Consider the following 22069-nt stretch of genomic DNA (forward strand, 5'->3'; position numbering starts at 1 on the left):
TGAAAGCGGTCTCGAGAAACTGCCCGGAGGCGGCCATATAGCTGCCCGGTAGCGGCCACGAGAAGTGCCCGCTGGCGGTCACGGGGTCTGCCCGACACGAAGTTCGTTGGCCTGACCACGTCCGGTGGTTGGGGCTCCTCCTGGGGTGCGCTGGCGGTGCTGAAGCGTCGACCGCCCCCAGGAGGGACACCGTGAAGTCTGCCGAGGAGATCATGAACATGTTGGAAGCTTTCGACCTGACCGGGTCGTTGCGTGACGCCGGGGAGTTGTCCGGGGTCTCGCACCACACCGTCGCCAGGTACGTCGCCGCCCGCGAAGCGGGCACCCTGTCCGAGCGTCCCGCCGCCCGAGCTCGGCTGGTCGATGAGTTCCTGCCGAAGGTCGAGGAGTGGATCGAACGCTCGAAGGGGAAGCTGCGCGCGGACCGTGCCCACGAGAAGTTGCTCGCCCTGGGGTACACCGGGTCCGAGCGCACGACCCGGCGGGTGGTCGCGGCGGTGAAGAAGGACTATCGCCTCGGCCGGGTTCGGGTCCACCGGCCGTGGGTCACCGAGCCGGGGATGTGGCTGCAGTACGACTTCGGCGACGGCCCGGTCATCGACGGGGTGAAGACCACGTTGTTCATCGCGTGGTTGGCGTGGTCCAGGTTCCGGGTGGTCCTGCCGATCCGGGACAAGACGATGCCGTCGGTGATGGCCGCGCTCGATGTCACGCTGCGCCCCCTCGGCGGCGCCCCGACCTACGTCCTGACCGACAACGAGAAGACCGTCACCACCGAGCACATCGCCGGGATGCCGGTGCGCAATCCCGGGATCGTCGCGTTCGCCCGGCACTACGGCGTCACGATCCACACCTGCGTCCCCGCCGATCCCGCGTCCAAGGGTGGGTCGGAGTCGTCGGTGAAGATCGCTAAGGCCGACCTGGTCCCGAAGGAGACGAACCTGCGGCAGGAGTACACCTCCTTCGCTGAGCTCGAGGCCGCGTGTGCGGAGTTCTGTGGCCACGTCAACACCCGGTTCACCGGGTCACCCGCCGGGTCCCGGTGGAGATGCTCGCCGAGGAACAGACCCGGCTGCACCCCATCCCGCTGACACCGCACACCGTCGCGTTCGGGGTGACCNGCGGGTTCACCGGGTCACCCGCCGGGTCCCGGTGGAGATGCTCGCCGAGGAACAGACCCGGCTGCACCCCATCCCGCTGACACCGCACACCGTCGCGTTCGGGGTGACCCGCACGGTCCCGCCGAGTACCCCGATGGTCTCCTTCGAGGGCGGGCAGTACTCCGTCCCGGCCCGGCTGCTCGGTCAGACCGTGTGGGCCCGGGTCTACGGGCAGGGCGCCGAGGAGGCGATCGTGCTGGTCCACGTCGGCCCGTGCGGGCCGGTCGAGGTCGCTCGTCACGCCCGGGCCACCCCGGGCACCCCGAGGATCAACGACGACCACTTCCCCCACACCCCGGTCGGGCACTGCAGCGGAAACCGTTGGCCCGCAACACTGCTGAGGCCGAGTTCCTCGCCATCGGTGACGGTGCCCGGTTGTGGCTGAGCGAGGCCGCGGCCGCGGGCACGACAAAGATCCGGGTCAAGATGGCCCAGGCCGTGACCCTGGCGAAGCTGTTTCGATACCAAGGACGTCGACTGGGCGCTCGGCCACGCCGCGGTCCACGCCCGGTTCGCCGAGGCCGACCTCGCCTCCATCCTCGACCACCACCAGCACACCACGAAGAACGCCGCGGTCAGCCGCGCCGGAGAAGACGGGTCCCTGACCCAGGGCACCGCCAGTTGGGCCGCCCTCGGCGCCACCCCGACCCCGACCCCGACGACACCGACGGCGGCAGGTAGCGACCCGAACCTCACGGTCAACGACCATCGGCCGCAGGTGACCTCGTGAGCCCGGCAGCGAAAGCACCAGTCCCGCCCCTGGGCGTACCTGCCCCACCCCCGCTACCCGATGACCTTCAGACGCTCCTGCGCCGGTTGCGGCTGCCCCACATCCGCCGCCACGCCCCCGAGGTCGTCGCGACCGCGAAGGCCCAACGGTGGGAACCCGTCGAGGTCCTACGGGCCCTGCTCGGCGAAGAAGCCGCCGGCCGGGAACGCTCCGCCCTCGCCACCCGCCGCGCCGCCGCCGGGTTCCCCACCGGCAAGACATTCGACGCGTGGGACCCCCAAGCCTGCTCGATCCCCTCAACGAAGTGCAGCTCGCGAACGAACTGCGAACCGCCGCCCATGGACTTGCCCTGGTTGGCGACATAGCGCCCTCAACGAAGTGCAGCTCGCGAACGAACTGCGACCTGTCCCCATCTCCAAGGCCAGGACACGTTCATTCCACGCCCCTCAACGAAGTGCAGCTCGCGAACGAACTGCGACGCATCGACGGCCGACCCTTGTACCGCGGCGCGGCTCGCCCTCAACGAAGTGCAGCTCGCGAACGAACTGCGACGGGCTCGACCCCGCGCTACTACTCACCCACTTGCGATACCCCTCAACGAAGTGCAGCTCGCGAACGAACTGCGACGACGTCAGCGATCGACTCGTCGGCCACGAGGTTGCCGCCCTCAACGAAGTGCAGCTCGCGAACGAACTGCGACCCTAGCCGTCGCCGTAGCCGTCGCCGTCGCCCCCTCAACGAAGTGCAGCTCGCGAACGAACTGCGACAACCCGGCCCCGCACGCGCCCGACGCGACACCGACGAGCCCTCAACGAAGTGCAGCTCGCGAACGAACTGCGACGCCGGCCTGGCCGCTGGAGGTGTTGCCCTCGATCGCCCCTCAACGAAGTGCAGCTCGCGAACGAACTGCGACTCGCGCTCCTTCTCAAACTCGGTGATCGCTTCCCGCGCCCCTCAACGAAGTGCAGCTCGCGAACGAACTGCGACCAACGGTAGAGGCGTACGACTCGGCAACGGTCTGGGCCCCTCAACGAAGTGCAGCTCGCGAACGAACTGCGACCACGGCCGATCAGGTCGGGGATCTGGCGTCGGCGATCACCCTCAACGAAGTGCAGCTCGCGAACGAACTGCGACCGGTCGGTCACGAAGCGGCAACAGTCTCGGGTGGTGATCCCTCAACGAAGTGCAGCTCGCGAACGAACTGCGACCTGCGCGCCGCGTTCCCCAACGACCTGGCCGGCATCCCTCAACGAAGTGCAGCTCGCGAACGAACTGCGACGGAGACGAACCACTCGGGCACGAACCCGTCGAGCTTCCCTCAACGAAGTGCAGCTCGCGAACGAACTGCGACGCCGGCCAGCGTGAGCCATCCGGGGAGCGGGCGATCCCTCAACGAAGTGCAGCTCGCGAACGAACTGCGACTGATCCCTTCCCCGACAGTGACCGTAACCGGTCGATTGGACCCTCAACGAAGTGCAGCTCGCGAACGAACTGCGACTGCGCGCCGCGCGGCGGCGACTGTCCGGCCCGCCCCCTCAACGAAGTGCAGCTCGCGAACGAACTGCGACATGTCCTCGACGATCGCGAAGCGGTTCGAGAAGACGTACCAGCCCCCTCAACGAAGTGCAGCTCGCGAACGAACTGCGACAACCAACGGCAGCGTCAACGAGATCTATGGAGACCTGAGCCCTCAACGAAGTGCAGCTCGCGAACGAACTGCGACACAGGCGCCGCGCCGGAATCGCGAAGCTCGCTCGGGTCCCCTCAACGAAGTGCAGCTCGCGAACGAACTGCGACGGGGGCGACGGTGTCGTCGGGGAGCCACATTTCGGTGCACCCTCAACGAAGTGCAGCTCGCGAACGAACTGCGACATGCTGATCTATCCACCAGCGGACCACGCCGTCTTCGAGCCCTCAACGAAGTGCAGCTCGCGAACGAACTGCGACGTCCAGCCTGCCGGCGCAGATCGTCATCAAGGTCATGGCCCTCAACGAAGTGCAGCTCGCGAACGAACTGCGACGTCGGCGACGTCCTGCCAGGCGTTGCCGGTCGGGTGCCCTCAACGAAGTGCAGCTCGCGAACGAACTGCGACAGCCCGAAGCGACGGGCCAGCGACCGGTCGGCCGCCGACCCCTCAACGAAGTGCAGCTCGCGAACGAACTGCGACGCCGTATGCAGGAACCGCAACCCGAGAACAATCAGCCCCCCTCAACGAAGTGCAGCTCGCGAACGAACTGCGACATGCCCCTCGGCCTGCCGACCGCTGACCCAGAACCGCCCTCAACGAAGTGCAGCTCGCGAACGAACTGCGACCCGCCGGAAGAGCATGACCAGCGAATCCGACTCGGGGTCCCCTCAACGAAGTGCAGCTCGCGAACGAACTGCGACCGAGCCGAAGACCGCTGGGCCGAGAGCCGGATGGAGCCCCCTCAACGAAGTGCAGCTCGCGAACGAACTGCGACGATGAAGTACTCCGTGCCACTCCCGCCCTGCGTCATCGGCCCTCAACGAAGTGCAGCTCGCGAACGAACTGCGACTTCGGGGCAAGCCGGATGAGGGCGCGGCCGCGATCTTCCCTCAACGAAGTGCAGCTCGCGAACGAACTGCGACTGAACTTGAAGGTCGGCTTGAGGACGTCGTTCCACATCCCTCAACGAAGTGCAGCTCGCGAACGAACTGCGACATGGCTGATCGTGGCGGACGGGAACAAGTTGTGGCTCCCTCAACGAAGTGCAGCTCGCGAACGAACTGCGACGCGGTCACCGGCGCAACGCCGGGGCTGCGGCCGCCCGCGGCGCCCTCAACGAAGTGCAGCTCGCGAACGAACTGCGACGAGGTTGCGGCGACGCTGAGACGGTTTCCCGCTGATCCCTCAACGAAGTGCAGCTCGCGAACGAACTGCGACGTGAGCGCCGCGCCTGAGCCACACCTGCCCGACGACCCCTCAACGAAGTGCAGCTCGCGAACGAACTGCGACCGGCGGGCGCCAAGCAGGTCGACGCGACCGCCAGCCCCCCTCAACGAAGTGCAGCTCGCGAACGAACTGCGACACGGCGTGGCCGCGGGGGCTTCCGTGACGGGGACCCCTCAACGAAGTGCAGCTCGCGAACGAACTGCGACACCATCGCGCGCCTCATCAACGGGGACGCGTCGTGAGCCCCCTCAACGAAGTGCAGCTCGCGAACGAACTGCGACGGCGGCTCGGTGCCGCCCAGCAGCTTCCCGTCCGGCGCCCCTCAACGAAGTGCAGCTCGCGAACGAACTGCGACCGGGCGGCTGATTTGAGCCGGTGCCCGTCTCGTCCACCCCTCAACGAAGTGCAGCTCGCGAACGAACTGCGACGCCCTCGGCCATACCCCACGCCACCAAAGCCCGATACCCCTCAACGAAGTGCAGCTCGCGAACGAACTGCGACCACGCGGCGGATCAGCGTCTCTCAAGATCAGGTGCCGGTCCCTCAACGAAGTGCAGCTCGCGAACGAACTGCGACCTCCGTGACCACACGAGCGCTCCCGCGCCGCCGCCCGGCCCTCAACGAAGTGCAGCTCGCGAACGAACTGCGACAGCGGATAGCCGCCCGGCGGGGGCGGGCTCGTCACGGTCCCTCAACGAAGTGCAGCTCGCGAACGAACTGCGACGACGGGCCGAAGTGGCGGGACTGCTACACCGACGGGTGCCCTCAACGAAGTGCAGCTCGCGAACGAACTGCGACGCGATCACCAGTGCGGGGGCTGTGAAACGCCGCGCTGTCCCTCAACGAAGTGCAGCTCGCGAACGAACTGCGACGTGGACGCGACCGGGGACGTCGCGGGGGTGCCCGTCGACCCTCAACGAAGTGCAGCTCGCGAACGAACTGCGACCCCCGTCGAGCGCCGGCCACAGTAGCGCCGTGGTGACCCTCAACGAAGTGCAGCTCGCGAACGAACTGCGACCCTGCAAGCGATGGGCCGCGCCCGGATCGCTAAGTGCGCCCTCAACGAAGTGCAGCTCGCGAACGAACTGCGACCACCAGAATCGGGTGCCGCCGATCGCGAGGTCGTCCAGGTCCCCTCAACGAAGTGCAGCTCGCGAACGAACTGCGACTGTCGGCAGACCCGTAGGTCGCCCGCAATGTTGCCACCCTCAACGAAGTGCAGCTCGCGAACGAACTGCGACCACCCGCGGAACTCGCCGGCGGGCGGCCGATTTGAGCCGCCCTCAACGAAGTGCAGCTCGCGAACGAACTGCGACCGCTCCACTAAGGCTAGTCCACTGACCAGGCAAAACGTGAAACTTCACGTGGGGTTGGGGGACAGGGCATCTTGGGATCGACAAATCTCCGGAGTGGCGACGCACTCATGTCCGCTGACCTGGACATTCGACTCACGTGCAGTTCCCCCACACACGATGGGAGCGATAACCTCACGTCCGGGCGGATCAGATGACGAAGTCCCGCTTGATTCCTGACCTGCGCCCGAGGAAGGTGCAACGAGAGTCGCCTCCATCGACCGGGCCAAGGTCGCCGATGAGAATCGAGTCATCGTCGGTCATCAGCGATTCCAGCTGGCGAATGAGCCGCGCCAACTTCACCGGGCCAATGTCGACCAGGAACACTGAGTACTGAACGCGATCACCATAGGCCGCAAGCGCATTCCCGATCCGCAGGCGACGGCGATCGTCCGGGATGTCGTAGGCCACCAGCGTGCGCCGTGCGTCTCTCCTCACTTCAGACGCACTCCGACATACCGATCCTGGCTCCCGTCGAGTGTTCCGAGCACCATCCTTGCCTGGATCTCAACGGTCCGCCGCCACGTGGCGGGATAACCAAAGACGGGGTGCCGAATGGACTGGTCAAGGCGACGTTCGAAGGCTCCGACCAGCGCCCGCCGTCCGTCGTCCCGCAGCCGGGTGCCCCCGAGAACAGAAGTCAGCATGTGGGAAGTGAACTCACCGTTGTTGATGGCACCGATGACGACGGCGTCGGCGAGCGGGACCCGGAATTCCTCCATGAGGTCGAGCGCCATTGCGGGTTTGTTCCTGCCCGCCGAGTGGAGAACCCCGGCGTGCGGGTCAAGGCCGCAGATCACCAGCGCGCGCACGCAGACGCCCAGGAGGAGCCCATAGGCGAAGTTCAGCGAGACGTTGAGCGGATCCAGCGCTCCACGGCCTTCCCGACCTGGCCACCTTCGGGCGAACGTGTCACGGGTGGGGACCGCGAGCATCGACGCCATCCGATCGAAGTACACCGCCGCCGCTTCACCTTCGAAGCCCAGCACTTGTAACGGCGTCGCCGCGTGCGCCGCCTGCCGGGAGAGCCGTCGCAGGTGATCCACCTTGTCCTGGAGGGGTTCTCGGGCCGAACGGCGCATCTGCGTCGCCTGGTTGGCGATCTTTGTCGAAATGAACTCCCGGGCCAGCGCAAGAGCAACGTCGGCGGGAGGATTTCGTTGCGCGACCCGGGCGGCCCCGTTGGGGCTTCTGGTCGAACGGGCGTACCCGACAACAGTGCCCCGCCCACTGCACCAGGTAACCGGTATGCCGCGCCACAGCAACTCGCGCATGAGCGCCGACGACACATCCACGTTGCCGTGGACCACCAGGGCGGCCACGAGTTCGATCGGAACGGACGCGAGCTTGTCCTCGGACCGCTGCACAACGACACGGCCAGCCGACAGGGAAGCCCGGGCACCGGGGGTGGTCACATGCAAGGTCTCCCCATCCGGCTCCGTCACTTTGATCGCGTGCGTGATCCGCGTTTCGCGTCGTTCCTCGGGCAAACAGACACCCGCATGCGAACACAGGCGGCAACGCGGATCGTCCCGAAGTGGATCCGGGGCGCAGGCAGCCTCGACGACAACGCGGGTCAGGTCGACGTAGCTCCGCGCTTCCTCTCGCGCCGCGTCGTCGATGGCGACGCTGACCTCCTTGTGGTGGTTCGTGAAGTACACCGCGCCGCCTGTCACCCGATGCCCCATGTCTTCGAGGCACATGGCCTGCAACGTCAGCTGGATGCGCTGGGCTGCAGTGACTTCCGCGCGCCTGCGGAGTGGGGACGACTTGTACTCGACGATTCGAAGGCCGTCGCCATCGTCGGCAACGACGTCGCAGCGCCCGACCAACCCGAGTTGCGCATGGATCACCTCGACAGATCGCCTCGCGGCCCGCCGGTCGTCTCTCCTCGCGTCGACGGCGCCGTGCGCGGCCACGCCATGCTCAATCGCAAAGCTCGGTGTCGTCTCGCCAGCGGCCTCCAACCACGCGCGGCGCGAGCAGAATACTGTGTGCGCGACCAGGCTGATCGGAAGCGGATCAGCCATTGGGCGTCGTCCGTGTCGCGTGACCCGACAACAGCTGGCGCTCGGGCGCGGACGCGGACCCGGTCTTGCGGATGGGAAAGCGCACAATCGCGACCACTCCTTGACTCCCCAGCCAGGTGCGTGCGGGCAAAGCGTCGTCATCCGAACCGAACGCTCCGAGGTCGAAGGCGCCGGTGGTGACAAGTTGGCGGAATGCCCTCTGCGAATATGGTTGCGTGACAACGGGGAGTGCAGCCATTTGGGGGTGAACGCCCCGTCGTGGCCACATTCCGGGAGACTGGCTCAGTCCCTCATGGGTCGATGAGGAAACCGCCGCGACCGGCAGGGCCGCGAGGCCCCACAGCGCAAGCCACGCAAGCACGTTGTCGGTCGGCTGCGGAATGGTGAACCCCGTCGGAGTACGTGAGTCAGGCTTGTTGGCACCGCACTCATCGACGAGAGCAGCTCCGGTCAACCCGGCACTCATGGCGCCCACAGTTCGAGCAGCGACCGCACGGGCGAGCAGATGCAGCCGATTGACCATGATCTCTTCGCCACGATTTCGCGTCTTCATCTCCCAGCGACTCGCTCCCTTGTCGGGTTGGGCGTCCTTGTCGCCGGCGTGCCACCACGCGGGTTCACCCAGGCCGGCGAGGAAGGCCCAATCCAGGTCTGTCATGAGGGGGCCCAAGCGATCCAGCGTTTCCTTACGCTGGGCCAGGTAGCCTTCCCAGTCGTCCGGCTTGATCCCAGCCCGCGGGCTGAAGAGTCCCTTCCCGGCGTTGGACAGACCATCGATCCGCGCCTGAAGCCACGAATCGGCCTGCAGATGTCGCTCAGCGTGCCGCCGCACGGCCGCGGCGACAACGTCCACCGATTCCGCGGAACACGTCACCTGCGCTCTGCTTGGGACCACCTCTCGCCCGGACTCCACCTCATCGAACGTCCACTTCAGGTATGCAGGCCCCAGCCCGGCCTCGTCCAGAATGCCGGCCAGTCCCACCGGCGCCAACAATGCCAGGGCCGACGAGGGGTCTCCCGGCAGTTCGATCGTCACCATCAGTGGCCCTCTTTCGACACGGTTCCGTCAGCGGCCCGGACAAGGGCTTCGAGGTAGGCACAGCCCCAGATTCCGTAGAGCGCTTCGGTCGTCTCGATGACGTCATGCCATGCCGTCGAGTCGAAGAGCGCGCGAGACGCAGCGAGACTGCCGGGGAGTTCGGTGTCATCGGCCAGCCCGACGCTGCCATGGGGAAAGAATGGCCGCCCCCACCCATGACTCGTGCCGGCGAGACGCGCCACTAGGACCCGGCGTGACTCATCAAGGTCTCCGGACAACGCAAGCCACGCCAGCGCCGCGCTGAGCTGCTCGTGCCGCCACGCTGGGGGTAGTCCACCTCGCTCCCGGCGCACTTTCCAGGCCGGGCGCTGGGAGCTCTTCGCCAGCAGGGGACCCGTGGTGTTTAACAGCCGGTATTTCTGGAATCGCCGATCCCGTTTGCCGGCGTCATGCCAGATGCCCGCGGCGTAGAGAACTGCCAGAAGGTCTCCTGGAAGGCCAAGGTCGATGCCGAGTCGTTGAGCTCGCTCGGCGACGTCGCGGCAGTGGTCCTCGAGGTGCACGCCCTGCGAACTCGCCGTCAGCTCCTGCCGGATGGACTCGTCCTTGAGCACGGCGTCCTTCGGGACGAGGACGACCCACGCGTCATCACCCTCGGTGTCGAATGAGGCCGCGACCGTCGACGGCATGCCCAGCCGCTCGCTCGCCAACTCATCCTGCTCCTCGCCATCGGTAACCGCGAGCAAGTCCTCTGCGTCGGCCCCACCGAGCACGACGTACTCCGGGTGATCCTCCAACGGCTTGAGCCGCGCCAGCCGGCCCGGCACGTCATCGACCAGCACTCCTTCGAGAACCAACCTGTGGTCGGCATCGACTACCACCATGGCACCGGGCGTGAGCTGCGTCGAGATAGCGTCGCCATCGCGTTGGGGACTCGCGGTCTTGCCGTCGGCCGCGACCAGGAAGATCCGTTCGTGGTCATCGCGACCGCTCCCGATGAGCCGTTCCAGCACAGCGCGTGCCGTCGTGATCGTCGCCGGCAGGATCTCCCGATCGACGGGAAGGGTCGCGACGATCAGAGCCGCGGCCGAGGCGTCATCGATCGGCAAGGTGCGCACCACCACCCCGACCATGGCCGTCTCGGCGGTCAGGTCGTCCCGAAGCCAGAAGGCCAGGTCGGGTTCCTGGAACAACGGGAGGCTCGTTGAGCTCAATAGGTCCGCGTCACTTGGCCGAACCCGCGACCACGCGAGCCGGCTTGGCTTAGTCACCGGAAGAGGTGGTGCGGTCGGTCCGCTCAGACCCCACGGTGACGCGTCGCCACCACGCGCGGCAATCTCTTGCAACCAGACATAGCTCGCGACGAGGTCGTCCCGGAGATACGGCATTCGATCCGTGGATGGGGGCGCTGGCGGAACCATGACCTCGACAACGGCATCGGTGCGGCGTCCGCGCCGGTTCACCCGCCCGAATCGCTGGACCAGGGCCGACGCCGGAGCCAGTTCGGTCACCATGCCCGCCAAGTCGAGATCGACGCCGACCTCGGCCGTCTGGCTCGTCACCAGGGCGTCCACGGTTGGACTGCCCTCGACAGTGAAGACGCCCGGGTATGCCGCGCCCATCTCTTCGACATCCATCGGCCGCATCCGGCCCACCCACGTCACGACGGTCAGGCCATGGAACTTCCGCAGGCGGTCGGCAACCTGTGCCGCAGTCGCGACGTGGTTCACGATGACGCCGATCGTGCAAGCCGCGTCGCTTCTTGCTGTGCCAGCCTCGTGCCGCAGCGCCGCGGCTCGCTCGGCGATTTCGTTAACGTATGCCGCTCCAGCCTTCTTCGACGCCGGCTGGCTGGCGCTGATGATCCGTTTGATCGACTTGGTCCCGACCAGCCGTCGCCTCAGTTCGGGGTCGCGCCCGTCACCGTCGATGTCACGTGCCTCAACCGTCACGACCTGGTCACCGACGGGCGTCGAGTTGGTGGCAGTGGCAGTCGTGCTGACGACCTGAAGGGCCGGCACATCGAGCCTCGCAGCCCCGGCGTGACTCAGGGCAGAGACATCTCGCGCGGTGGTCAGAAGCTGGTGGCTGAGGTGCGCTTCGTCCACGATCACGGCGGCGTCCAAGGCGAGAAGACCAGCGTCGCGGGGTCGCGCCAGCGGGGCCGTGCCGTAGCCCCGGAACAATAGTCGCGAGCCCCACATGTCGGGAGTGGCGCAGATGACCATGCAGCGGCGTGGGTCATCGAGCCATTCCCGGGACGAGGCGCGCTGAACTCCCTCCGGCTCGAGGAGAGACGGTTGCCCGCCGCGCATCGACACCACGCTCAGGGTTGGCGCGTCGCCGTGGCTCGAGCCGAGAGGTTCGGCCAGGCCGGCCAACGCGGCCTGGACCGCTGCGAGGATCTCGGGGCGGTCGGGCGCGTCGAGTGCCTGCTGAATCTCCGCCGCATGAACCAGGTGCTGGTCGACGATGGCCCGCCGGTTGACCACGACGGCGAGCCGCCGGGGCACGCGCGGACCTTGGCCCACGGCATTGAGGGCATTGGCGAAGACGTGGACGTCGACGACATTCGACTTGCCGGTTCCTGTTGGCGCGGTGATAGCCCTCGGCCACACCCCTTCCGTGATCACGTGATCGAGCAACCGTTGTTGCCAGGCGAAGGGCTGGTATCCGCCATTGACGGCGGCGAAGAAGGTGCCGAAGGCCGCGGGCGTTAACACGGTGACCAGCCGAGCAGATGCTGGGCGACATCCGGGGCGAGGTCGAAGGGGATCATCAATCCCCCACCGAGATGTCGGCTCTGCCCGAGCGCCCACACCGCGCCGTCGGGAATCTGACCCGCACTCTGTATGGTTGTCGAATACGGTTGCACCACAAGGGACTCCGGATACTTGTGGACGTAGCGTTCCACGTGACTATCGGGGATTCGCCTACTTCCCCCGGCCCAGATCCCGAGGTCCTTGATCGCCTGGACCCGCGCCCGCCGCACCTCTTCGGGGGGTCCGGTCGGCGCGGCGACGCGATCGCGCAGGAGGTGCCCCATTGACAGCAGGGCCGTGTCGTTGAGCGACCAGCGCACATCTTTGCGGGGGCGATTGATCTCGGGCACCGCCGCGATCGCCGGCCGCCAGAAGCGGATCAGGCCAGGCTCAGGCGCCGGCCAGAAACCTGTGGCGTCGAGAGGGGTCCGATCCCGGACCTCGCGGACACCGAGGGCACCGCGGTAGACCTTCCTCACTGACCTGGTCAGCCTCTCGACGACCGCTGCCTCGACCGGATCCGCATCCTGCGGCAGGAGCACGAGGAAGGCGCCACCCGGGTTGTCGATCGCGGCTACTCGGCCGGCCTCGACGTAGTGCAGCGCCACGCGGTTCGGCGGTTGCGGAGAACCCTGAGGGTAGGAACCGGTCAGTAGGGCCGAGGAGTCGGCGCCGAGGAAACTTGTCAAGGTCCGGTGCAGCGCCGCGCAGAAGCGGACGACGTCATGAGCCGGTATGGGCGTATCCACGTGCAGCGCGAGAGCCGCCACCCAGGGGGCAGCCGGCTTGGCCGGGTCGGTCGGGCGGTAATCCAGGTGTTGCAGCCGTGACAACGGCGGCTGCGGCGACGCTGCGACCTGGCTCTCTGAGGGGCGATCCGCACCCAGGGTGGGGCGCTTCGCCGGGTTGCTCCGGACATACGCATCCTCGAGCTCTTCGACCCGGCCGGCTTTCGGCGTGCGCATGACCAGGCCGCCAGCTGGGGGAAACGAGGATTGACGTGCCGACAGGCGGTGGGTCACCTCCATGGGAGCCACCGACGCGTCATACGCCTCCAACACCACGGGGGAGTCGGACTCGCCGAGACAACTGACGTCGGCACACAACGCTTCGATCGCAGCGAACGACTCTGGGGTCAGTTCTTCGGCCCAGGCCCACCAGAGGGCGCCATCGATGGCCACCGCGTCGGACTGCCTTTTGAGAACCTTGCGGACACGCACATTGCCTTTGACCTTTTCGATGACCCCGTCATCCCGATAGGACGAAGTACCCGACACCGATGCCGAGCTGACCGACACGCTCCGGGGGACGCCCAACGCATCCGGCGGGCGCGCCTCGAGCCAACGCAAGGCCGCCAGGCTCGCGTCGCTCGGACGGAGGTCTCCGGCCACCTCGACGGCGGTCGAACCCTTACCAGCGGCGTGGAGTAGGGCGGCGTGGAGCCGGGCCGTGTCGGGGACGGTCGCCGGCTGTCCGGTGGCTTGGTGCCCGAGGAAGGTTCCGAGTGGGAACCTGGCGGAGATCGCGAGGAAGGGCATGTCAGGCGCCCTCGTCCTCTTCGGATGCCTCCCCGACCGAGATCAGCGGGTTGCCCTTCACACGCAGGATGTGCCCCTCCCAGCGCACGCCGAAGGCGCCAGCAGCGGTCAATGCTTCCTCGAGGAGCGCGTCGGCGACGCCTTCGGTGAGCGCGTCGAACTCCTCGGTTTCGCCGAAGCGGCGATCGAGAACCATTGTCGGGCAGCCCTTTTCGACTAGGTCGCAGTTCGCCCGGTAGACGACCTCGGCATATGATCGGGTCAAGCCGCAGAGCGCGTATGCCGCGAGCAGCGCCCGAGCCGCCGTGTCGCCGTCCGTCCCCAAGCCGAAGCGCAACTGCCGCAGGGCGCTGAAGGACAGCACGTGGTGGCGAAGTACTCGGCGGCAGGAGACCAGCCCGAGCCCGTTGAGGGAAGGTGGGATCGCGCCCAGGCCCAGGGCGGCGGCAGACACGGTCCCCTTGCCGGCCTTGTCGATCTCCTTTCGGATCGCAGCGACATTGCCGGGGCTCAGTTCGGGCTCAAGCTGAGCGAGCAGCGTGCGCATGTCCTCCGCCTTCAGGCGCACACTGGGCGCAACGGTGTCCCAGCGGGCGGCACCGCGGGGGTCGATGTGGGAGCCCGTGACCTGGTCCGCCAAGAAGCCGATGGTCTCACCGACCAGGGCGCTCCGGAATCGGACCTGTTGCGACTTTCGCGTGGAATCCCAGGCGCCAAACACCAGACTTCCGGGGCTGGCCTCGAGAAGTGGACGTGCGTTGAGCGCGGTGCAGTCCCGAAGCGCTCGGTATTGCGGATTGTCGGTGGTCGGCTTTCCATCGATGGTGCCGGCTCGCAGATGGCCATCGGCGAAGCGATGGGGAAGTTCCAGATCGGTGAACGTTCCGGCACGCCCGTAGTCCACTTCAAGCCGAGGAACCCGGGAGAGAACGGGATGACCATCGCGGATGGCCGCCATGATCGCTGTCTCGACGCGATTGAGTGAACTCCCTTTACTGTCGATGACCACGGCCCGGACCGCTGCGCCGGATCCGTCCGCGGCGGTTTCGTAGCGCGTCTCGAAGGCGTACGTCCCCTCTCGGCCGCGGACGAAACGAGCCGGCGCGATGCCCGCTGATTCGCCGGCTGCTGGGGCTAGTTCGGTACTGAGGGTCAGGACGCTGCTGCCACCCGGCCGGCAGGCCTCGGTGAGGGTGGTGACTGTCAATTGGTTCATCGCGCGCTCCGTCCCGGCGCGGTTGTCGGTGGGCTTTGGGACGCTGAACCCCACGCCGTCGCTCGACACCCCAGGAGACCCATGGAAACACAACGCCGAGAGTCCGTCAATAGTCTTGCTCTCCTCTCGAACTCTCCCATCTACTTGACACCGCACATACCTCGAATTGTACGGTGAGGAGTCCGCCGTGGCCTTCGTTGAGGGGTGCGCTGTCACGTCGCCGAGGGAGCAAGGCCAGTCGCCACGGCGGACGTAAGACCTGGTGGGGCTGGCAGCACATGGTCGGATGCGGAAGCATCCGGGCGCAGGACAGGGGCGTTGAGTTGTGGAGGACGTTCGGTCCAGGGCATGGGTAGACGAGTCATGCGTCAGCTCTGGACCCCGGCGAATCACCTACGTCCTTGGCGCCACCATCGTTCGGGCACATCAAGAAGAGGACCTACGCGGTCGGATGACGCTGCTGCGCCTGCCGGCGCAGACGAAGTTGCACTGGCGCGGTGAGAGCAACCGTAGACGCAGAAGGATCGTTCGCGACATCGCCCAGGCCGATATCGCCCACCTGGCGGTCGTGCGAACGGGTCGCGATGGGGAGCGGGCCGAGCGGAGCCGTCGTAAGTGTCTGGAACGCCTCCTCCATGAACTGGGGCGGCGCGGCGTTCAGACGGTCGTCCTGGAATCGCGCGGGCGGGCCGACGATATGCGCGACGTCTCAATGGTTGACGCCCTGCGCGCGCAACGCCGTGTGTCGGCGAGGGTCAGGGTGGCACAGGCGGTGGGCAGGAACGAACCCCTCCTCTGGGTCGCCGACGCGGCTTGTGGCGCAATCTCGTCCGCTCTGATCGGAGCTGATGAGTTCCGGACGCTGCTTGGGGATCGAATCGCCGTTTTCGACATCTCGCCCTGACGAGCGCGAGCCTCGGGCCCTGTCGTCCGGCAGGAAATCCCGAGGCTCACTTCCCCGACCCTCGCAGGGGGGCTACGTCCTCATCATACGTCGACAGAGCGACACGAAGCGTTATGTCTAGGACTTCCCGTAACTACCGGTCGATCTGCGGGAGCGGCATACGACAGGCGCCGCAGGCCTTCAGAAGCGCAGGATCCGCGCGGTGTTGGGGGCCAGCGTGACCGAGCCGGAGACCGTGGCTCCGGTCAAGGTGGTGTAGGTCCGCGTGAGCGGGACGGTCGCGGTCACCTTGGTCGGGTTGACCAGCACCAGGGAGGTGGTGAAGTCGCGCTTGTAGACGCCACCTTCGGGGCGATACCCGCCGAGCGGGGTGCCGGGGTTGATCAGGTCGAAGGGGTGGTCCATCCAGCCGGTGTCGGCCTTGCTGCGCAGGAAGAAGAACTTCGACTTGCCGCCGCTGCCGAGCAGGAAGGTCGCGAGCGTGTACTCGTGCCATGCGTCGACCTGCGCGGGCGTCGCCGTGATCCAGAGCTTGGTCATCGTCATCATGCCCTTGCCCGCGGCTTCGGAGTCGACGAGCATGTCGACGTCCTTCTTCCACTCCGCTTCATTGCGGTATGCCGTGACCGACGACTGCGCGTCCCGCACGAAGCCTTCCGCCGCCACCTGGTCGGTGGCCGGGATCAGCGGCTTGGACGGCATATCGGTGCTCCAGTAGCGCCGGCCGGTGCCGATCCCATTGCCGGTGACGCCCTCGCCGGTTGCTGCCTTGACATTGCGGGCGAGATTCGACGATGCGGCGATCCACTGGTTGGGGGTCCAGAGCGAGCCGTCCTTGTTGACCGGCTTGGCGTTGAGATAGACCGACGTCAGCGGGCCGTAGCCGAGGACGTCGAGGTAACAGTCGTCATACCCGCTGCGCGCGACCAGGTCGGCGCAGGAGGCGTTCAGGGTGGAGCTCCAGCCGGGGGAGTCGATTTGCATCAGGTAGGTGGTTGGCCACTTGATCGCGTGGATCCGGTTGCCGCCGGCGTCGTGCGCGTAGAGGTCCTCGGTCATGCCGGCGTTGCCGAAGGTCGCGTTGCGATAGACGCCGATGCGCAGGTCGGGGTTCGCGGCGCGCATCCCCGGCAGCAGGGTGGCGGAGAACTTGCCCTTCATCGCGGCGATGTAGTCGACGCGCTGAGCAAGGGCGGTGGCCGTCGCGGCGGTGCAGGCGTCGTGCTTTCCCATCCATTCCGCGGTCCAGAGCTTGAGGAAGTTGCCGGACGGGTTGAGCTGTGCCGTGGGGGCGGCCGGCTTGGGCGCCGCCTGGGCCGGGCTCATCGTCAGCGCGGCAACGCCGGTCAGGGCCAAGGTGGCGACGACTGCGGGCACGCTTCGGAGCGAGGCTGGGTGTGGCATCGGCGGGTCTCCGTGGGGGCGAAGGCGGGTCGAAGGACGGCTCGCGGCGACAGTGCCGGACATCCAGTCTTCGGGGGGGTGCCACCTAGGTTGACAGGACCCGATGCATCGCTGTCAATACTTTTCGTCCCATGAATTTCGCAGGTCAGCGCGCGTTTGACCGATCTACCCCTCGTTATTGCCACGCTCGATTGGGGCGCGTGGGGCAGAAGTGACGGAAGGGACTGTTGAGTTGATTGCGGGCAGACCGCGTCGGGAAGGTCGGGTCAGGGGGACGTGCTGGCGTGGTACGCGGCCTGCACCTCGGCCGAGATCCGCCCCCGGTCCGAGACGTTGTAGCCATTGGCGCGAGCCCACCGTCGCATCGCGTCGAGCTGCGCCTTCTCGATCCGTGGTGCGACGCGGCCCGTCGCGGGCGGGGCGGTGCCACCGACCCGCTGGGCGGCGCGGACATACGGGGACAGGGCGGCATCGAAAGCCCGGGCCTCGGCGTCCGAGAGATCCAGCCGATAGTCCCGGCCGTCGACAGAGAACTCCACGGTCCGGCCGTCGCCGACGGGAATGTCCTGACCGGTGAGATCACTGACGAGGATCGTGAGGACGCGCTGAGCCATGCCGTGATCCTTCCGCATCCGGGCCGACTTGGCGATCCCTGAACCCTTCCACAGGCGATCAGCACCCTCGTAAGGTGCACCAATGACGGGCAGACGCAGCATCGGGGCGGGCCTGCTGGCAGGCATCGCTGCGCTGAGCGCTGGCGGGTGCACGCCCGGTCGCCAGGGCACCGATCCGTGGACCCCCACCCCGGTGCCACCTCCACAACGCCCGTCGGCCAGGCCCCGGATGCCTCGGGCACGGAGTCGCCCAGGGCGTCGGTGACGCCCGGGGCTATGGCTGTCCCGGACGGTGTCGGAAAGAGCTTCCTGGTCGCGCGCGGCGAGTGGCTCGGTGCCAGGCTGAAGGTGGCCATGCCCGTCGCACCGGACGGCGCTGGGAGCGATCCGCTGAGTTCGGTCTTCGTCGTGCTCAGCCAGGAGCCGGCCGCCGGGACCGTCGTCGCTGCGGGCACCGAGGTCACCGCGACGGTGAAGCGGCTCGACCGGCCACCACCGACGACCGACACAACGCCGGCCTGAGAAATTGGTTCAGCCGCGCCAACTGTTCAGCCGCGGAAGGGGATTCGCGAGCGGAGGACGGGCACGTCGTATCCGCGCGTGCGCAGCATCGCGCGCATCGACTCCTCGGCGGCCGCACCGTTGGGCGTCGGTGAGATGGCGACGGCGCGGATCGGCAACGGCATACGTGCGGTAGTGAGCGGGCCGCCGCTCGCGTCGCCGGCACCAGTTAGCCAGAGATGCGGCGCCATCCCGTATGCCGTGGCTCGGTAGCGCACGACGCCCGGGAAGCCGGCCAGGCCGGCCGGGTCGATCAGCGTGGTGCTGTGCCGCGTCTCGCGTTCGTCGTGGAAACCGTCGTGCTTGATCAGGACGAGGGCCTGCTCCATGTCGTCGAGGGTCTCACTGAGCGCATCGACCATGCCCGTGCGAGCGTCGGCCTCGCCTGCGGCAGAAGCGAGTTCGTGGGCCGCCGCGAGTTCCTCGGGGAGGCCCTCGAAGACCGCCGCGACGAGCGCCTGCTGATCGGGCAGGGCATACCGGACGGGGCTCCAGGGGCGCTGACGGATCAACCGGCCGATGCGTGGATCGCTCGGCTGCTCGACCAAGGGGCAGTCCGCATCGCACAGAATCCGAAGTGGCACAAGCGGATCCAGGCCGATGGCATACGACTCTCCCGCGCCGCCATAGCAGCGCCACATCGCCAGCAGGTCCCAGTGCTGCGCTGCCGAGAGGATGAAGAAGATGCCCGGCGAGGGCCCGGCTATTTCCTGCTCACTGCGATCGACCTTGTCCTGAAGCATGCGAGCGAAGGGATCGCCGCCGGCAGCGCGGGCGCCGAGTTCGTCGCGGATACGCCGATAGCCGAGCTCGACCTCGTGGGCATCGTTGAGGAAGGCCGACGCCGTGGACCACAGGACGTGGTTGGTGACGATCGAGATGAGCCCGGCACCGTCGGTGTAATGCCAGACGAGTTGATCGGGGTCAAGTGCGTCCATCTGGGTCACACCTGAAGACGATATTCGGCGCGGCACTCGCCTTCCGCGCATCTGCCGCTGACGTAGTTCATCCGCACCGCGGGCACAGCGCGGTCGCCTAGGGTCGCGCCCGTGGACTGGTGGGACCTCGTGCGCGAGCGGCTTACTCCGGCGGCGCGCGGGGGTGGGATCACGGCATACGGGCTGGGAGCGGTGCTGCTCGTCGCGGCGGGTGCGGCGGCGTGGGAGCCGCTCTGGCGCCGGCTGCGGATCATCGTCACGCTCGTCCACGAGCTCGGCCATGCGAGCGTCGGGATGGCGTGTGGGCGACGCTTCACCGGCTTCGTCGTGCGGGGCGACGCGTCGGGGCACGCCGTAACCGTCGGACCCAGCCGTGGCTTCGGGCGAGTGGCGACGACCTGGGCGGGCTATCCGGCACCCGCGCTCGCCGGGGCGGCGCTGATCACGGCGGTCGTGCGAGGCCACGCTGCGCCTGTCCTGGGAGCGGCCTTGGTCGGTTCGATTCTCGTTGCGACACAGGTGCGTTCGCTGCTGACTGCGCTCGTCGTGATGCTCACCGGTGCGGCGACCGGGGGGCTGTGGTGGTGGCGCGACGACGCCGTCCAGACCTATGTCGCGCTGGCGGCCGGCGTGCTGCTGCTCGCCGGGGGCTGGCGCGGTCTGGCCAATGTCGCCCGCCGCGGACGACCCACGGACGACCCGGCCGTGCTGGCTGCGCTCACCCACCTCCCCGCGCCCGTATGGCTGCTCAGCTGGCTCGTCGTGAACCTCGCCGCCAGTGGGGTCGCGGTCCTCGCGCTGCGTGCGGCCCTCTAATGACACCGGTCGTCGTGACCTTCGATCCAGACGTCGGCCTCATCGCGCCTGAACCGGATCTCCGTCCGCCAGCGGATTGACCACGCGCAGGCCGGGGAACCAGGAAAGTCGCGGTCCGCGGACCAGAGCGCATCGACGCCGTGCGCCAGGCAGATGGCGGCGATCCGGGCGTCATGGATCCGTGGCCCGGTGACCGCGCCGCCCGAGATCAGTTCGTCAAGCACCTGCAGGTGATCACGGGCTTCACCGATGAGATGCACGCCCGGATGGTTGGTCAGCGCGGTGATCGCCCGAAGTGCGTCGTCGGGTGGCGTCGGAGGTCGATAGATCCGCGGGTGCGTCGTCACCGCGAGGAACTCGTGCACGCAAGGCCACGGGATGGCGCAACCTCCGCGACCTGAGGCAGCTCGCCGCACGGCCCCCAGCGCGCGCTCATGGTGCGCGGCGTCCTCGCGGTGGGCGTAGACGAGCAGGTTGGTATCGAGGGCGATCACTCGGTCAATCCGTACGAGCGCGCGATGGCGTCCGCCGGCTCGAGGTCGCTCGCCAGGCCCTGACCGGGGAGCGTCTCGAAGAAGAACTCGACGGCACTCGCGCCCTCGCGTCGCCGATCGAGCTCGCTGCGCAGCCCATCGATGATCAGCGCCCGCAGCGTCGTGCCGTCCTGACGCACCCAGCCCCGACCGGGTGCGGCACCATGGGAGGGTGACGGGGAAGTCCTCGTGAAACGGAGCCATTCGATGAGCACGGCGCCCTACCGCCGCAACCCGGCCATCCCCGTCGGCGCGCTGCGCGCCGAGGACTGTCGGCTCGACGATTTGCTGGCCATCCTCGACGACACCACGGACCTTGCCGACTACCCCACGGCGAGCGCAGTCGAGCAGGGCGTGCTCCGCTACGACGGCGCCACGGTGCGGGCCGCGCTGGCCGCGGGCCGGTCCGCCGAGGTCGAGGCTGAACTGGCGCGGGCGTGGGCGGCGGGCCCGGGGATCGTGGTCCTGACGGGCGCCTTCGAGGCGGCGGTCATCGACCGGGTGAGCACGGCATACGACGCCATCATTAAGCAGGAGAAGGAAACCGGCGGCCCGAAGGGCGACCACTTCGGCGAACCCGGGGCGAATGACCGCATCTGGAATGCGCTGGAGAAGCTCGCCGTCCGCGATCCCGAGGCTTTCGTCGCCTACTACAGCAACGCCCTCGTCGCCCTCGGTGCGCGCGCCTGGCTCGGGCCCGGATATCAGGTCACGGCTCAGGCCAACGTCGTGCGACCGGGTGGCAAAGCGCAGACCGTCCACCGCGACTATCACCTCGGGTTCATGGACAGCGCCCAGGCCGCGCGCTATCCCGCGCATGTGCACGCACTGTCGGCGGTGCTCACCCTGCAAGGCGCGGTCGCGCACGTCGACATGCCCGTCGAGGCCGGGCCGACGCTCTACCTCCCGCACAGCCAAAAGTATTCGCACGGCTACCTCGCCTACTGGCAGCCGGACTTCCAGGACTACTTCATCGCCAACCACATCCAGCTGCCGCTAACCAAGGGCGACCTGGTGTGGTTCAACCCCGCCCTGATGCACGCCGCGGGGACCAATGTCTCCGCCGACATCCAGCGGATGGCGAACCTGCTGCAGGTGTCGTCCGCCTTCGGGCGGGCGATGGAGTCGGTGAATCGCGAGCGGGTGGTCAACGCCATCTATCCCGCGCTCCTCACGGCGATCAATGACGGTATGCCGCTCGACCTCGGCGACCATGTCGTGGCCGCGAGCGCCGAGGGGTATGCCTTCCCCTCCAACCTGGACCGTGACCAGCCGGTCGGCGGGATGGCCCCGCCGAGCCAGGCCGATCTCGCGCAGACCGCCCTCGCCGAACGCTGGACATCGGACGTGCTCGCCGAGCGCCTGGCGCACCAGGCCTGGACCAAGCTCAGCCACTGACCGGGGGCGGGCGAACGGCATACGGCAATAGCGTTGTGCCTGTGCCGGGGCGGTGCAACGGAGCGAGCGGAAGGTAGGCCCATGAGCGCATTGCAGGCGAAGACAGCGGCCGTCACCGGCGGGGCGAGCGGGATCGGGCGAGCGAGCGTCAATCCGCTG

The 22069-nt window shown here is 67.6% G+C and carries 15 protein-coding genes, 2 pseudogenes and 1 CRISPR repeat array; of the genes and pseudogenes, 6 read left to right on the forward strand and 11 right to left on the reverse strand.

What is annotated here, in order from left to right:
* Positions 1-191: 191 nt before the first annotated feature.
* Both istA and ABD209_RS00010 read left to right on the forward strand, forming a co-directional pair.
* A pseudogene (gene istA, locus ABD209_RS00005) lies at positions 192-1120 on the forward strand (IS21 family transposase); the annotation flags it as partial.
* A gap of 8 nt (positions 1121-1128) precedes the next feature.
* Positions 1129-1809, forward strand: a pseudogene (locus ABD209_RS00010) (Mu transposase domain-containing protein); the annotation flags it as partial.
* Positions 1810-2183: 374 nt separating this feature from the next.
* Positions 2184-6121: a CRISPR direct-repeat array (repeat unit 36 nt; unit sequence CCCTCAACGAAGTGCAGCTCGCGAACGAACTGCGAC).
* 186 nt (positions 6122-6307) lie between these two features.
* Here the strand turns inward: ABD209_RS00010 and cas2 are convergent.
* From cas2 to cas7g, 6 genes are read right to left on the reverse strand one after another with little or no spacing between them, the layout of a single operon-like run.
* Positions 6308-6595, reverse strand: a complete 288-nt coding sequence (gene cas2 / locus ABD209_RS00015) for a CRISPR-associated endonuclease Cas2 (RefSeq protein WP_344060277.1) — start codon at positions 6593-6595, stop codon at positions 6308-6310.
* Complete coding sequence (cas1, locus tag ABD209_RS00020; protein WP_344060280.1) at positions 6592-8187, reverse strand: CRISPR-associated endonuclease Cas1; 1596 nt, start codon at positions 8185-8187, stop codon at positions 6592-6594. Before cas1 ends, cas2 begins: the two co-directional genes overlap by 4 nt.
* Positions 8180-9226: a hypothetical protein gene (locus tag ABD209_RS00025; protein ID WP_344060282.1), complete on the reverse strand. Its 1047-nt coding sequence runs from the start codon at positions 9224-9226 to the stop codon at positions 8180-8182. Before ABD209_RS00025 ends, cas1 begins: the two co-directional genes overlap by 8 nt.
* Positions 9226-11949, reverse strand: a complete 2724-nt coding sequence (gene cas3g / locus ABD209_RS00030; RefSeq protein WP_344060285.1) for a type I-G CRISPR-associated helicase/endonuclease Cas3g — start codon at positions 11947-11949, stop codon at positions 9226-9228. Before cas3g ends, ABD209_RS00025 begins: the two co-directional genes overlap by 1 nt.
* Positions 11943-13526, reverse strand: coding sequence for a type I-G CRISPR-associated protein Csb2 (gene csb2, locus ABD209_RS00035; protein ID WP_344060288.1), 1584 nt, complete (start codon positions 13524-13526; stop codon positions 11943-11945). The genes cas3g and csb2 overlap by 7 nt, the downstream gene beginning before the upstream one ends.
* 1 nt (position 13527) lies before the next feature.
* Positions 13528-14742: a type I-G CRISPR-associated RAMP protein Csb1/Cas7g gene (cas7g, locus tag ABD209_RS00040; protein ID WP_344060291.1), complete on the reverse strand. Its 1215-nt coding sequence runs from the start codon at positions 14740-14742 to the stop codon at positions 13528-13530.
* Between the two features lie 451 nt (positions 14743-15193).
* Between cas7g and ABD209_RS00045 the strand changes: the two genes are divergently transcribed.
* A complete protein-coding gene (locus ABD209_RS00045; RefSeq protein ID WP_344060294.1) occupies positions 15194-15646 on the forward strand; it encodes a hypothetical protein in 453 nt (150 codons plus the stop codon).
* Between the two features lie 180 nt (positions 15647-15826).
* Here the strand turns inward: ABD209_RS00045 and ABD209_RS00050 are convergent, their stop codons facing one another.
* Positions 15827-17023, reverse strand: a complete 1197-nt coding sequence (locus ABD209_RS00050; protein ID WP_344060297.1) for a putative glycoside hydrolase — start codon at positions 17021-17023, stop codon at positions 15827-15829.
* A gap of 293 nt (positions 17024-17316) precedes the next feature.
* Positions 17317-17664: a histone-like nucleoid-structuring protein Lsr2 gene (locus ABD209_RS00055; RefSeq protein ID WP_324386375.1), complete on the reverse strand. Its 348-nt coding sequence runs from the start codon at positions 17662-17664 to the stop codon at positions 17317-17319.
* Positions 17665-17940: 276 nt separating this feature from the next.
* Between ABD209_RS00055 and ABD209_RS00060 the strand changes: the two genes are divergently transcribed.
* A complete protein-coding gene (locus ABD209_RS00060; RefSeq protein WP_344060303.1) occupies positions 17941-18186 on the forward strand; it encodes a PASTA domain-containing protein in 246 nt (81 codons plus the stop codon).
* Between the two features lie 26 nt (positions 18187-18212).
* Here the strand turns inward: ABD209_RS00060 and ABD209_RS00065 are convergent, their stop codons facing one another.
* Positions 18213-19163: a hypothetical protein gene (locus tag ABD209_RS00065; RefSeq protein ID WP_344060306.1), complete on the reverse strand. Its 951-nt coding sequence runs from the start codon at positions 19161-19163 to the stop codon at positions 18213-18215.
* Between the two features lie 111 nt (positions 19164-19274).
* Between ABD209_RS00065 and ABD209_RS00070 the strand changes: the two genes are divergently transcribed.
* The gene (locus tag ABD209_RS00070; protein ID WP_344060309.1) at positions 19275-19979 is read left to right on the forward strand and encodes a M50 family metallopeptidase; all 705 of its coding nucleotides are present in this window, start codon (positions 19275-19277) and stop codon (positions 19977-19979) included.
* Here the strand turns inward: ABD209_RS00070 and ABD209_RS00075 are convergent.
* The gene (locus ABD209_RS00075) at positions 19976-20473 is read right to left on the reverse strand and encodes a type II toxin-antitoxin system VapC family toxin (protein WP_344060312.1); all 498 of its coding nucleotides are present in this window, start codon (positions 20471-20473) and stop codon (positions 19976-19978) included. The genes ABD209_RS00070 and ABD209_RS00075 overlap by 4 nt on opposite strands.
* The gene (locus ABD209_RS00080; protein WP_344060315.1) at positions 20470-20652 is read right to left on the reverse strand and encodes a hypothetical protein; all 183 of its coding nucleotides are present in this window, start codon (positions 20650-20652) and stop codon (positions 20470-20472) included. The genes ABD209_RS00075 and ABD209_RS00080 overlap by 4 nt, the downstream gene beginning before the upstream one ends.
* 67 nt (positions 20653-20719) lie before the next feature.
* Here ABD209_RS00080 and ABD209_RS00085 point away from each other — a divergent pair, with 67 nt between their 5' ends.
* Positions 20720-21910, forward strand: a complete 1191-nt coding sequence (locus ABD209_RS00085) for a phytanoyl-CoA dioxygenase family protein (protein WP_344060318.1) — start codon at positions 20720-20722, stop codon at positions 21908-21910.
* The last annotated feature ends 159 nt before the right edge of the window (positions 21911-22069 follow it).

It is taken from the genome of Nostocoides vanveenii (assembly GCF_039531165.1).
Lineage (GTDB): Bacteria > Actinomycetota > Actinomycetes > Actinomycetales > Dermatophilaceae > Nostocoides_A > Nostocoides_A vanveenii.